We start from the raw sequence: 13806 nt of genomic DNA on the forward strand, positions 1-13806 counted from the left end.
ACATATGAAAAAGACGTGCAAAATTAATAACCAAAGTCCAGAACAAAAGAATATAGATTTAGCTAAACAAAAACAACTTAAATCAGAAGAATATATAGCATTATCTAACGAGGAAAAAAAGCGAAAAAGTAAAAAGAATCCTTCAAAATTACCTTATGAAATAAATCCTTATGGAGTTAATTTCTTTAATGTATGAAAAAAGTTTCCTAAGAAAATGTTCTTTGTTTTTTGTTCAGCCATCTTATACAATATAGCTATCGCAACATTTTTAGCTAAGGCGGCAACGGTTGCAACTGGGGTTTCAGCTATAGTTCAAGCAATTACATTTACAGTTTCATCAACTGCACCATATTTTGCTTTTATTTATTTCTTTATGAATTTACCCTTAATAATTGCTTTTTGAAAGAAAAATTCACGATTATTTATGATTTTAACGACATACTGATTATTATGGCAAGTTGCGTTTCAATCGATATTATTAATTGGGCCAATTGGACATTTCTTTAATAAAATTTCGATTTATTATATTAATTGAATTTCTCCAGTTGATTCCCGTTTTACAAATGAATTTAAATCATTAATTCCTTGGGAATCATATGGAACTTATCAAAATTCATATCGTCATTTGTTCCAATGAATTAATACAAATCCAACATCTCAAGATGGTCTATATTTATTAAGCATTAATAATTCTTTAGAGGCAGGCGTAATCAAAGAGTTAGGATATATACATCAAATTACCCAGTCTCAATTTAACCAATTAAATCATTTTAAAAATATTATTGAAAATGGCTACGCCAATCCAACATGGCCAATTATTGTTTATGCTGTTATTGGTGCTTGTATGGCTGGATCGGCAAGTGGTATTTCATGAAAAAATTCAGCTTCTACTGCTGGCGGAGATTTTATAATTTATTATATTTCTAGAGTTAAACAAAAATCAGTGGGTCATATTTCAACAATTGTTGCCTTGATTTTTGGAGCATTCTCAATTGTGACAATTAGCATTGTTGAGTTATTAGGAGTATCATCAGATAGACCATTTAATATTGCAGCATTAATTTTAAGAATTTTAAGTTTTTTTGCATATGTTTTTATTTACATTTCATTTATTGATCTCATTTTTCCTAAATATCGTAAGATTAGAATTGAAATATATACAAAAAACCCAGACAGGATTATTGACCGTCTTAAAATTATTAATTATTGACATGGTTATAATATAGATAAGCTTACTGCCGGTTATACAAATACTGAAACTGTTAGAATTGAGACTTTTGCACTTTATTTAGAGCAAAATATTATTAAAAATGAAATCCTGTTGGCAGACCCTGCAGCATGGATGACTGTATCCAGAGTCCATAATATTATTGGAAAATTTGACACTTCAAGAGTTGAATCTTAATAATATCAAGAAGGTGATATAATCCCAAGTTTGGATAAAAAACGATAAAACACATTCCAAAAGGAGTGTGTTTTATTTGAGTTTTTCAGTTTTAAGATTAAAAAATCATAAATCCATTTTAAATTAAGATATATTTATGATTTTTCTTTAATTTTTTAACTATATTTTTTATATGTATTTTATTTGTTTGCTTGTTGCTTTTTAATTAACATTTCTTTTTTTTTATGTTTAGATAAAAATATTTCCGAAACTGCAATTACAATACTTGTAACTAGTATTAATGCTGCAAACACGGTAAACGTAACAAAATAATTGATTTGATATGTTATTAGAGTTAATAATAAAATAATTAAAGACGATGAAATAACCTTAAAAATTAATGTTCATATTGTATTTTTTTTAAATTTGTCTTCTTTAAAAAGCAAATATGTATTTGTGTAAAAAATGGCAATAAATAGTGAGAAAAATAGTTGTTGCATACCTATTATTACTAAATAAATTATGTTTTTAATGTAATTACTAATTGATATAAATAAAATAGGAATAACTACTAGAATTACAATATTCATAGCTAATAAAATTCATCTTAGTTTGATATCTTTATTTCTTATCACTAAAGAAATTAGGCTTCCAATCAGGCCAAAAGATCCGAATATAATATTTAATATAAATGATCATTCTTCTGCATTAAATGAAATAGCTTTAAAAAATTGAGACATTCCTGCTGTTCGTGGAAAAAGAAATATTCCAACAATTAGACTACATGCAATAGTATAAACTCATTTTCATATGTTGTAATTTTTGTTGTGTTCAAGTTGTAAATTGTCTACATTATTTTTAATAGTTGGTGTTGTTTGCAATGGCTCCTTATTTAACTTTAATATGAAGTATAAAATCCCCGATGCTAAATAAGTTATCATATTCATAACAATTAATGACCAGAAAGGTAATTTAGTAAATAATACAAATGAAAACACTGACGCCAATAGAAAAGCTAGCGCAGTAGCGATAGTCGTTAAAACGTTGTAAGTTTTTATATCTTTATTATTATTTGATAAATAATATAAAACTGACTTAAGGGCTATGAATCTAAATGAGTGTATGATATTTAATATAATGTTAGTTATTAATAAAAATATTGAAAAAGCTTGGAGTGAATTATTTTTTATGAAGAAAAAAGAGCTAATTAATATGACCATTAGCACACCAACGCTAATAAAGTCAGTTGCTATAAGTATATTTTTTAGTTTTAATTTTGAAGCAATTTTTTTATTTAGTAGATATGAAATAAAGACCGGTATTTGAATTAGTAAATATAAAAGAGAAACAAGCCAAAAACTACTTGTGAACTTATAGATATAAATTGCTGTCCCGAGTTTAAAGGCCTCAGATCCAATCATTGAAATAATTAAAGAACTGGCATATTTTGTTTTATTAATCATTGTTTAGTTCCTTATATAAAACATAAATTATTTGAATCATATGAACAATGTTTATGATGTTAATTTTAACATTTATATCAGTTTCTAAATCCCCTGGAATGCTAATGATAAAATCAACGATTTCATTTTCTTGCTTGCAGGTTGCGGCTCATTCTTTACTTAAGGAAATTTTATAGGGAATGCTATATTTGCTAAGTATAGACAAAATCTTTTTAGTTTTAATGTTATTTTGGTTATCTGAATTTACTAAAATGCCTTGATTTTCTCACTTGCTATCATTAGAGATTTTTAAATTAAAAATATATTCATTATTTACCTTTTTATTATTTTTAATTTGGTAATTGTTAATAAACCAGTTTAGTATAAAAGAATTAATTTTACTATTTTGATTTTGTTCGACAAAATTAAAGTTATTTATTGAGTAAGAACTTCTATTGCTATCTTGGCAAGAGTAATCTGTCTTAAAAATTATATTTGTGCTTTTTAATTTGCTAAAATCCTTTGTTGCGTCAAATTCTTGGTATTCAGTAAAAAAATTTAAATAAAAGCTTTCTATTATTTTGCTATTGAAGTTTATATAGTCACTAATTTCTTTATCATTATTTATTTGTTTGAATATATGCTTTATCTTATTAAAAGTTTGCAACAAGTCGGGATCTTGAATTTCGAAGACTTCATATTCATTTTTCCATCATAAAAATTCCTTATATTTATAGTAGATAAAAATAAGAGTTGAATTATTGATAAGGTTCATGATTAGGGTTTTATAATTGTTTAATTTGAAGTTATCTAGAAATGAGGTTAGATTATCAAGGTGATTTAAATCGCTTATTGCTGCAATGATTTTTTCCATCTTATCATTGTGTGGATAATATGATGACATAACATATGTAAGCATTAAGATTTTTCCAATAATCATAAAATCAGAATTTACAAAGTAAAGGTTGTTATCAATTTTGTTTAATCAATCAACATGAAGATATTCAAAAAGAATAAATTCAACCTTTCCAAATTCAAAATTTTCAATTGTTATAAGGTTATCATCTTCTCTTAGCAGCTTGAAGTCTCCAATTTTTGTAATATATCTAATAAATGCTCTTTTTGTTTCTAAATTTTCATTGTTAAAAAAACAAATATCAATGTCATTGGGATTGCGTTTAATAAGTTCATTTAACTTTAAAACAGCAGACCCTTTGATAATAATTTTTATATCTGTACTATGCAATTCATTGAAATCATCAACATATTTAGAAATATAATTTATTTTTTCTTTAAGTTCTATTTTTTTCATTCTTAAACCCCATTTAAATTTTGATAAATTAAATTATTGTAATACTTTTTTTAGTATGCGTTTTATTTTTTAAAAAAAATTAATATTTTTTGTCAGTTTATGTTGCCTGGTCGATAAAGTAAGATTAAAAATCAGGGCTAACTTTAGTCCTGATTTGTGCATTTTATACATTTAAATTATTCATCTTGGCCAAGTTCGCCTAGTTTACTAATTCTAATAAGATGTCTTCCGCCTTCAAATTCTGCATTTTCTCATGCATGAAACATGTTTAGAATTTCGTTATCTTTTAATAATCTTCCTCCCATACACAAGATATTTGAATTATTATGGGCTTTTGATAATCTCGCTTCTTCCTCATTTGTAACTCTAGCACATCTTATATCTTTAAACCGATTTAAAGCCATAGATATTCCAATTCCTGAGCCGCAAAAAGCAATAAGTTTTGTATTCTCTTTATTAAGATCTCTTTTTGTTTCCTTTGCAAATTCTATTCCAACATCGGTATACGAGACTGGCAACAATGAACTTGTTGAACCAAAAAGTTCTACTTTGTATCCTTCTTTTTTTAACTCGCTGGCGAGCTTAATCTTTGCTTCATGTCCAGCGTGATCACTAGTTATCTTTACAATTTTGTCCATAAAATTTACTCCCTTAAAATTAAACCGTCTTCAACTCTAATTATTTGGCTAGGCTTTTGACTCATTTCTCCAAAGTTATAAACATTTGTTATTTCGGGAAAAAGAATTTTTGCATTTTCGATATTTTTGCATACTGGCCCATTTGATATATTGCAACTCGACATATATACTGGCCCATTTTTTTCAAGATATTCAAGTAGCAAGGGATGGTTTGGCATTCTAAAACCTTGGTCATTAACGATTAACGTTGTTGCGCCTGGTCAATATTTTTTAGCATATTGCTCAGCCTGCGGATTTCATTGTTTAAACATTCGTGCCTGGTGGATAGAGGATACTAAAATAATTAGTTTTTTATTTCTATCTCTGCCTTTTATTTCATAAATTAAATCTTTAGTTTCATCGTTAACAGCGCCGCCGATCCCTAAAACGGTATCAGTTGTTGATATAAATAATTTTTTATATTTGTTTGTCATACTTTTATTATATTACATTATGTTATCTAAAAGTATATAATAGTAATATGCCTGAATTACCAGAAGTAAAAGTGGTTGTTAAAAACCTAAATGAGGTCATTTTGTATAAAAAAATTAAGGACCTAGAAATTATTAAACCGCATCTTTTTAAGGAGTATTCGCCTTCAACATATAAGAATAATTTACGGGGGCATGAAATAACTCAAGTCAAAAATAAGGGTAAGCATATTATTTTTCAATTCGAAACCAACTTAATTTTGTTATCTCATTTAAGAATGGAAGGAAAATATCGTTATTATCAAAAACCACATGAGAACCATAAACATTTAGTTGCTAAATTTGTATTTGAAGATAATAGCGAGCTCCATTATCTTGATAGCCGAATGTTTGGTACATTTTATTTGCGCGATAGTGAAACTTATGAAAAAAAATTACCTTTATCAAAAGTGGCACTCGAACCTAAAGATACTAACATCGAGGAACTTTTTGAGAAATTGAAGGGTAGTGAAAGCTCTATTAAAACTAAGTTGCTGGATCAATCATATGTTGCAGGTTTTGGGAACATTTATATTGATGAGGCTTTGTTTGCGTGCGCTATACACCCGTTGAGTAAATCAAAAAATATCCCATTAGCTAAACTTAAAGAGATATTAGAAAAAGGCCAGGTTATTATGGATAAGAGCTACAAACTAGGGGGAACAACTATTCATACCTATGAAAGTTTTAATAACGAGATAGGTTCTTATCAAGATTATTTAATGATTCACAGCGATAGAATAAAGTCATGTCTAAAATGCCAAAATAAAACTATAAAAATTAAGGTCAATGGGCGTGGAACTTACCTTTGTCCAAATTGTCAAAAGGAGTATTAAAATATGAATCTATATTCATTAGAGATTGATTTACACGGTTTGACTAGTGATGAAGCATCTATTAATGTTTTGAACGCTTTATTTACTTTAGACCAAAATGAATTTATGGAATATGTAGATATTATTGTTGGTAATGGCACCAAAACCCTTCAATTTGCTATTTCAAACCTATTAGAAGATGAAAAATATGATTATGAATTTTTGAATTCTAATCATTCAGTTATTAGGGCATATAAAAAGAATTAATTTTATAAAATAGTATGAATAAATGTTGACTAAAAAGATATTAGATTCAAATAATAATATTAGAATTTAGATTTTTTTACGCTTTAAATTTATTTATTTTTTTATCAACATGACAACCTAGTTAAATTAAGCTAAACCTTGATAATTGTTTAGTTATCATAAAATAGTTGATTATTTTTATTATGTTTTATAATTTAATAATAAATAAAATAATCAATTAAATTTTTAAATAATTAATTTTTAATTACTAGGAGAAAAAATGGCAAAGAATACTTGAGAAATTGCTAAACAAGCAATTGAATCTCATGATAATATTTTTATATTTCATCATATAAGACCTGACGGTGATTGTTTGGGTTCACAGTTTGGTTTGAGAGAATTGATAAAAACTAATTACCCAGAAAAAAAAGTGTTCGTTTTTGGTGATAATATTGGTGCATTTCCATTCTTTGAATGAGATTTTGATAAATTTGAGGATGTACCAAAAGAAAATTTCAAAAACTCATTAGGCATTGTTGTTGATGCTAACTCATCAAATAGGATTCAATTTGCGCAATACATTCTTGATAAAAACTTTACTCATTTATTAAGAATTGACCATCATCCTGTTAATCCAGATATTGAATATGACTATACGTGGGAAGATCCAACATTTGCAGCAGCAGCTGAGCAAGTTGCTTATATTGCGATGATGTCCAACTGAAAAGTTACTGATAAGGCAGCAAAATATACTTATTTAGGTATTAATACAGATTCTGGAAGATTTCAATATGAATATGTTCAAAAAAGAACATTTGATGTTATGTCTTATTTACATGAGGGCAATAATTTTAGAGTATGGGATGTTAATTTTGATCTTGCTAAAAGGGATGAAAGAAAAGTTAGATTTTCTGCATATGTTTTATTAAATTATAAGAGTGATGGAAAGGTTTTATATTTTCATGTAACTAAGAAGATTCAGGAAAAATTTAATTTAAATGATAATGAAGCTAATGATGTTGGCATTTTAGCAAACATCGGAGATTGCAAAATTTGAGTATTATTTATCGATCTTCCCGACGGCAATATTAGAGCTAGAGTTAGATCAAACGGTATATGAATTAATCACATTTGTGAAAAATACCAACCTGGCGGTGGCCATGAAGTTGCTGCTGGAGCAACATGTCATTCTAGACGCGAAATGAAATCTCTAATTGAGGACTTAAAGGCTGAGGTTTTAAAAAATGATCAAAATTAGTTCTGAAAGATTAGAAATATTTAAAAAAATTGAAGATAAAATTAAAAAATACCAAAATATTGTAATCTTTCATCATATAAGACCTGACGGTGATTGTTTAGGTTCACAATTTGGTATGAAGCATTTAATTCAAGAAAATTTTCCTAATAAAAATGTTTATACTATCGGTGATTCCAAAGGAATTTATTCATACCTTGATTTTTCAATGGATAAATTGGAATTTAAGAAACTTGAAAATTCGTTAGCTATTATTGTTGATGCTAATTTTAAAGAAAGATTAGAGTGCCGTGAATATTTAGATAATAATCTGTTTGATGATGTTATTAGAATTGATCATCATCCTAATGATGACGACTTAAATGCTTCGTTGGTTTGAGTTGATAAGTACTCTCCTGCAGCGGCACAACAGGTGGCTGAAATTGCATATGGATTAAATTGAAAAGTTAATGCACAAGCAGCAACATATTTATATTTAGGAATTTATACAGATTCAGTTAGACTTACAACTAACTTAACTGATGATAAGACAATGTTTTTAGTTGCTTGATTATGATCTCATAACGCTAATAAAGATTTACTACATGAAAATATGGCCAAAAAAACATTGGAGGATATTAAAATAAACGCTTTTGTTCAACAAAATATGAATATAAAAAATGGCGTTGTATCATTCTACTTTACCTTAAAGGATCAGAAGAAACTTGGGATTTATGACCCATTAAAAGCAAATCGCCCTTTTTTGCTTTCCTCAATTGATGATAACAAGGCATGAGTATTTTTTACGCAAGAAAAGGAAAATCAAATTAGATGTGAATTTAGATCAAATGGTGCCTGCGTAAGAAACGTAGCTGTTAAGTGGGGTGGTGGTGGTCATCATCGCGCGTCGGGTGCTCAAATTAGCGACGCATCATTAATCCCCCAAATAGTAGCTGATTTGGAACATGAAATAACCATTTCTGAAAATTATGATAAAAATAATTAACCAATAATTTACTTTATTTTGCCAAAAAAGACAAGGCCCAAATCGTTATATATGATTCGGGTCCTTTTTTGTTTTAACATAGCATCAATTATAAAAAAACTGACCAAATATAATGGTCAGGTAATGTTGTTTATAAATTTTTAATTTTATTTAATAAAATATTTGTTATAAATGTAATCATCGGCAATGTGATATATTTTTCTTATATATTCAAAGTAGATTTTATACTTTTTATGGTCGCCTTTTCAAATAAATTTTTTATTAATTGTCTTTGAAAACTCAATTACAAGATATAGGTCAAAAAAACCATATTTTTTTATACCATCAATAATCATTTGTTCAATAAGCATTCTTACTTTTGGATGATTTATATCAATGTCTTTTTTATAATGTTTTTGTTCAATTAAAACAAAGGCACCAAAGTAGATGTTTAGACTTGATATTTCTTTATGATATTCTTCTAAAAATAAGTTGTGGGTGTTTTTTTCTTCTTCATCTAGCTCTACGCCCTCAAATATTTTATTGACATCAATTGCGTTTTTTGCGTATTTGTTTTCTGAAGCAATAATTAGAAATATTTTTATTATTATTAGAATAAATAAAATAAGCGAAATTGAGCCAAAGATATATGATGCTATAGTTCCTCCTCTGCCTATAGAACCAAAAACATGAGATGCAACTAAAAACAAAATAATTCCTATTGCTAAAAAAAGAAAAATAACTAAGTAGCCAATAAAATTAAAGATATTATCTTTTATTTTTTTCTTGTGATTTTCTTCCATTAAATAATTTCCCCTCTATAAGTTTTAAGTTTGTTATTTTTTAGATATCCTCTTCCCTCTTTTGCGATATATTTATCATTTAACTTAGTTGCGTCGGCACTAAAATTTATTCATACTTTCAATAATGATGCTCCAACGCCGTATGTATCTACCGGTGTATTTTCATCCTCAAATTCTTTAATTCTTTTAGCATTAAATCCTGATGAAACAGTTATTTTAACATGTTTTCCATTGTTATTATCTAGAGCTTCTCTTAATCTCTTTACTTGATTTTGGGTAACACCATATTCTGCTTCTCCCTCAATAAACATTTTGTCAATTAATGCTTTCGAGGTATCAATTCTTACTGCCTTGAGTTTTTTGCCAAATTCTTTTAAGCAGGCAAGTGAGTCTGAAATAACATCATTATGAAAATCAACAAGAGCATAAAGGTCATCGTTTGGAAATGTTTTATGGTAAGCCTTAATTGCCTTAACAATATCTCCTTCAAACATTTGAATTAAGGCATGTGGCATACTGCCAAACGTATGCTTTAGGTCGTAATTAGATGATGCAAGAGTAGAATGGTTATATATTCCACCAACTTTAAGAGCATACGCATCATTTAGCTGGTTTATATAATGATCTGATCTATCAGCCATGCTTACAACATTTTTTCCATTAGCTGCCTTAATAACATTGTGTGCATTTGTGGCAATTGAAGTTTGCCGGGCAAGAATGCCATCTATAATGCCTTCTCAAATGCCAAAATCATAGTAATGTCCTTCTAGTTCAAGTACGACTTCTCTATTATGTATTATTGACCCTTCTTCAAGATATCTTATTGTGTATTTAGACGTATCAGTGTTTTTACACAACAATTTAATGACCTCATTTATCCCACATAATTTTACATTATTGTGACGTTGAAAAAACTGTAGTGTTACTGTTTCGTTTTTGCGGTATTTCTGTGAAATTTTTTTGGTCTTAAGAAAATATATCGAGATATAGTCTTTTAGTTTCATTATACCTTCTTTATTTATAAAATGAATTACATTTTTTGATTAGCAAAATAAAAATTAATATTAAAATTATATATTATATTGTGATTAGGTAGAATAACTTTAGGAGTTATGTTATGGAACAAATTGATAAATCTGAGAATAATTATGTTGGCAAATTGTATAAGATGCAGTCATGAGCTAGCATTTGTTTTATTGTTTTTTTGTGTGCATTTATTAGCATTTTATTGGCTATATACCTGAATGGCAATGAAAATAATTATGGAAAATGAACGTCTAATCCGGTTTATATTGTAATAACAATTTTATTTATTTTTAGTATAGTTTTCGTTATTAGTTCATCTATTTTAGGATTGAAATATGCTAAAAAAAACAATAATGCAAGACTACATATTTATTTCTTATTGTCTGCAATATTTATTATTCCCTTTTTGTCGTTATATTGTATGATAGTTTCTGCTATTAAAATGTATGATTTGCATCAAAAAATAAAAAAAGAAAAGCATGGAAACAAATTAAAAAAATAGACTATAAAAATAACGAGCTTTCTTAAAAAAGCTCGTTATTTTTATATTTAAATTATTTGAATAGGAAAGGTTGCAATTTATTTTTATATCATCTTGTTTTTTGAATGTAATGAACAGCAACGTGTTGAAGAATTGTAAATATACCACCTATTATTCAGTATATTTGCAAACCAGCACTAAAAAATATCCCTATAAAAGCAAATATAATCGGAATTAGAAATGCCTTTTTATTTGATTTTTTTATTGCAGCCCGTTGATAGGCGTCAGCTTGAAGTGATTTCTTCTTCTTTAGTTTAAGAATTTTAGGCATAAATTGAGCTATTAATTGAACTGCAATTGACAGAACAACAATTGGTAGATATTGGAGCTCACCAATTTTAAATATTCTATAAATTGAAGTAGCTGAAAGCTGTATTGTATATAATGTGGATTGTTTAATTTCTGGAGAAGTTGAAATTATTCTAAATACAACAATTAATATTGGGAGGGTTATAAATGATGAGACAAGTTGTGAGAGCGGTGAAATTTTTTCTTTTTTGTATAATTCACTAATTTCCATTTGCTTACGTTGGTTCATTTGTTTATCGCCCTTGTAAGCATCATATTTAGCTTCAATCTTTGCTTTCTTTTGGTTTAATTCTTCCATCTTACTTGCGCTAAATATTGTTTTAGTTGTAAGGAAGAAAGTGATAATTCTAACAAAAATAACTGTGATAACCAACGCCAGTACCACGCTTCATCCAGTAGTTCCTAACGGTCTAATTATGGAGTTCATAAACTGAGCAACTGGATATACAAAGAAGCCATAAAAAGGACCTTGTTCCCAGTGCTCTTTATAGGTAGTTATTGGCTTGTTGGGCACAAATGCATCTGAGGCCATTAATTTAAATTTTCAGGCATCAGGAGCATAATTTCCTGCATCATTGATTGAGGAAAAGTTAAATACGCTGATTTCCCTACCGATTTTTTTATCATTTACCTTAAATAATGATTCATTTAGAGAGGTTAATGAAGCATAGTTTTTCATAACAGATGAAACCGAAAGAAAGATTTTATTTAATTCTTTACCTTCTTCTTCACTAATTCCCTTTGCGGGACCTATTGAATTTTTATAACTAAGAATGAAATTGTTCCATTCGCTAATTAAACTATATTTATCTAACGCTCTTAATTGAGAAATACTTTTTCCTGATTTTTTAGAGATTGCCTTGGCGAAATCAGATCTATTATTATCTTGGTCTACTCAAATCTTAAATGTTTCTGCTAATAATGTTGTGTATATATCCGCTAGAAAAACGTTATAAACATTTGAACCATTTACACCAGTTAATTCAACTCTTGAGAGGTTTAAATCTTTAACGTGTGAATAGTCAGTGACAAATTCTGTTCTTGTTTCATTTGAACCGGGAACCTTAACTTTTTTCTCATATGTTTCAAAAACAATTGAGTTAGGTAGGTAAATATCGGTTAATTTACTTACAGGGGTATATGCTTTTGTTTTTCCTTCACCTTTACTATTACCAAAATTAAGATAAATGTTGTTTAAACCATTACCATAGATAACACCTCTATGCCCATCTTCGTTTTTTATTTCGATGTTAGAGATATTTTGTCAATCATCTGGCTTGTTTGATAAAGCGGCATTGTCATTTTTTGGCTTTTGTAATTGCAATGCAAATGATGTACCACCATATATACCATATTGTCCACCGGTTTGAGCATCTTGTTTTCTTAACTGATTAATCTGTTCGTGATCTTCTAGGCCAAGATAAGTATTTGCCACTATGCCGGTTTCTGTATTGATGTTTGGAACATAGAATTCATTGCGATCTTTATTCCATCTTAGTGTTGCGATGTTTGGTGAAACATAGTCGTTCTTTGTATATATTTCTTGTCCTGAACCAACTTTAGTTCCCGATTTTGTTGCAATTGATTGCACGCAACCTACTAGGCCGATAGAAATAATGATGAATATTAGAACAACCCTAATTCATTTTCAAACTTTTTTTCAGACAGCCTTTGGTTGCTTATCAATAGGAGATTGGTTAATCCGAAAAGAATCATAGTGCTTAGAACTACTTCTTTTTGCCATCGGTTATCCTTTCATAGATTTTGTGAATAGCTTTGTTTTTTTCCTCTCAATTGAGATGGAGAAAATTTTTTCTTGCTATTATAACGGTGTCGTAATTAATTTGACTTATGTCCATTTTTCTTAGAATCGATCTGATCTGATTGCGGTAGTGATTTCTTTCAACAGCATTAGCAAACTGCTTTGGAATTGAAATTCCGCATCTGAAAAATTGCGACTTAGTAAAATAAACAATTAAATTTCGTGAAATGACTTGATTATGTCCATTAAGAATTTTTTGAAATTCTCAATTTTTTTTAACAGTATTTTTTTTATTCATAATGCAAAATTATTAATTTAAAGTTAAAACAAAAAGCATCAAATTATTTTTCATCTGATACAGTTAATTTATGTCTTCCCTTTGCACGTCTTGCTGCAAGAACTTTACGGCCATTTTTTGTTTGCATTCTAGCCATAAAACCATGCACCTTAATATGTTTACGTTTTTTAGGTTGGTATGTTCTTTTCATTTTTCTCTCCTTTTCAAAAATATTTATTATGTAAAAATACTTATATTATTTTACCAAAAAAGCAAAAATCCCCCTTGCATTTTATTAATTATTAATTAATAATTTACTTTAGTGTTATTTTATGTCTTTTAGCTAACCTCTAATAAAAATTTTTAACAAACTACTCATTTAAGTATCTTTATTTGTTGATAATTTATTTTATTATTTTTTTCAACTTAATTTAAGAAAGAAAAATAATAATAGAACTGTTAATAAAATGTATGTAAATACATTATGTTTAATTAAAAAAAATAGTTTTGCATCAATTTAAAA

Annotated in this window: 15 protein-coding genes; 6 read left to right on the plus strand and 9 right to left on the minus strand. The window is 27.9% G+C overall.

Annotated elements, in window-relative coordinates; all coding sequences use genetic code 4:
- Positions 1-4 precede the first annotated feature (4 nt).
- Complete coding sequence (locus ACSH4Z_RS03325; RefSeq protein ID WP_438340572.1) at positions 5-1405, plus strand: hypothetical protein; 1401 nt, start codon at positions 5-7, stop codon at positions 1403-1405.
- A 179-nt stretch (positions 1406-1584) separates the two neighbouring features.
- Here ACSH4Z_RS03325 and ACSH4Z_RS03330 read toward each other — a convergent pair whose 3' ends face one another.
- The 4 genes from ACSH4Z_RS03330 to ACSH4Z_RS03345 form a co-directional block, all read right to left on the minus strand.
- Positions 1585-2847, minus strand: coding sequence for a hypothetical protein (locus ACSH4Z_RS03330; protein WP_438340573.1), 1263 nt, complete (start codon positions 2845-2847; stop codon positions 1585-1587).
- Complete coding sequence (locus ACSH4Z_RS03335; RefSeq protein WP_438340574.1) at positions 2840-4138, minus strand: hypothetical protein; 1299 nt, start codon at positions 4136-4138, stop codon at positions 2840-2842. The genes ACSH4Z_RS03330 and ACSH4Z_RS03335 overlap by 8 nt, the downstream gene beginning before the upstream one ends.
- 176 nt (positions 4139-4314) lie before the next feature.
- A complete protein-coding gene (locus ACSH4Z_RS03340; RefSeq protein WP_438340575.1) occupies positions 4315-4776 on the minus strand; it encodes an RpiB/LacA/LacB family sugar-phosphate isomerase in 462 nt (153 codons plus the stop codon).
- Between the two features lie 5 nt (positions 4777-4781).
- Positions 4782-5249 carry an L-threonylcarbamoyladenylate synthase gene (locus ACSH4Z_RS03345; protein WP_438340576.1) on the minus strand — a complete coding sequence of 156 codons (468 nt, stop codon included), beginning with the start codon at positions 5247-5249 and terminating at the stop codon, positions 4782-4784.
- A 47-nt stretch (positions 5250-5296) separates the two neighbouring features.
- Here ACSH4Z_RS03345 and mutM point away from each other — a divergent pair, with 47 nt between their 5' ends.
- The 4 genes from mutM to ACSH4Z_RS03365 all read left to right on the plus strand — a co-directional run bounded on the left by mutM (position 5297) and on the right by ACSH4Z_RS03365 (position 8586).
- On the plus strand, positions 5297-6121 hold the full coding sequence (mutM, locus tag ACSH4Z_RS03350) for a DNA-formamidopyrimidine glycosylase (RefSeq protein ID WP_438340577.1): 825 nt from the start codon (positions 5297-5299) through the stop codon (positions 6119-6121).
- Between the two features lie 3 nt (positions 6122-6124).
- Positions 6125-6367 carry a Smr/MutS family protein gene (locus ACSH4Z_RS03355; protein WP_438340578.1) on the plus strand — a complete coding sequence of 81 codons (243 nt, stop codon included), beginning with the start codon at positions 6125-6127 and terminating at the stop codon, positions 6365-6367.
- A gap of 259 nt (positions 6368-6626) precedes the next feature.
- On the plus strand, positions 6627-7604 hold the full coding sequence (locus tag ACSH4Z_RS03360; RefSeq protein ID WP_438340579.1) for a DHH family phosphoesterase: 978 nt from the start codon (positions 6627-6629) through the stop codon (positions 7602-7604).
- Positions 7591-8586, plus strand: a complete 996-nt coding sequence (locus ACSH4Z_RS03365; RefSeq protein ID WP_438340580.1) for a DHH family phosphoesterase — start codon at positions 7591-7593, stop codon at positions 8584-8586. The genes ACSH4Z_RS03360 and ACSH4Z_RS03365 overlap by 14 nt, the downstream gene beginning before the upstream one ends.
- Before the next feature lie 146 nt (positions 8587-8732).
- Here the strand turns inward: ACSH4Z_RS03365 and ACSH4Z_RS03370 are convergent, their stop codons facing one another.
- Positions 8733-9368 (minus strand): hypothetical protein, encoded by a 636-nt coding sequence (locus ACSH4Z_RS03370; RefSeq protein WP_438340581.1) that lies wholly within the window; start codon positions 9366-9368, stop codon positions 8733-8735.
- Positions 9368-10372, minus strand: coding sequence for a nicotinate phosphoribosyltransferase (locus tag ACSH4Z_RS03375; protein WP_438340582.1), 1005 nt, complete (start codon positions 10370-10372; stop codon positions 9368-9370). Before ACSH4Z_RS03375 ends, ACSH4Z_RS03370 begins: the two co-directional genes overlap by 1 nt.
- 113 nt (positions 10373-10485) lie before the next feature.
- Between ACSH4Z_RS03375 and ACSH4Z_RS03380 the strand changes: the two genes are divergently transcribed.
- Complete coding sequence (locus tag ACSH4Z_RS03380; RefSeq protein WP_438340583.1) at positions 10486-10896, plus strand: hypothetical protein; 411 nt, start codon at positions 10486-10488, stop codon at positions 10894-10896.
- Positions 10897-10948: 52 nt separating this feature from the next.
- Here ACSH4Z_RS03380 and yidC read toward each other — a convergent pair whose 3' ends face one another.
- From yidC to rpmH, 3 genes are read right to left on the minus strand one after another with little or no spacing between them, the layout of a single operon-like run.
- Complete coding sequence (gene yidC / locus ACSH4Z_RS03385) at positions 10949-12988, minus strand: membrane protein insertase YidC (RefSeq protein ID WP_438340584.1); 2040 nt, start codon at positions 12986-12988, stop codon at positions 10949-10951.
- Positions 12972-13304 carry a ribonuclease P protein component gene (gene rnpA, locus ACSH4Z_RS03390; protein WP_438340585.1) on the minus strand — a complete coding sequence of 111 codons (333 nt, stop codon included), beginning with the start codon at positions 13302-13304 and terminating at the stop codon, positions 12972-12974. Before rnpA ends, yidC begins: the two co-directional genes overlap by 17 nt.
- 43 nt (positions 13305-13347) lie before the next feature.
- On the minus strand, positions 13348-13494 hold the full coding sequence (gene rpmH, locus ACSH4Z_RS03395; RefSeq protein WP_002881399.1) for a 50S ribosomal protein L34: 147 nt from the start codon (positions 13492-13494) through the stop codon (positions 13348-13350).
- Between the last annotated feature and the right edge of the window lie 312 nt (positions 13495-13806).

Source organism: Mycoplasma sp. 125, assembly GCF_051549845.1.
Lineage (GTDB): Bacteria > Bacillota_I > Bacilli_A > Mycoplasmatales > Metamycoplasmataceae > Metamycoplasma.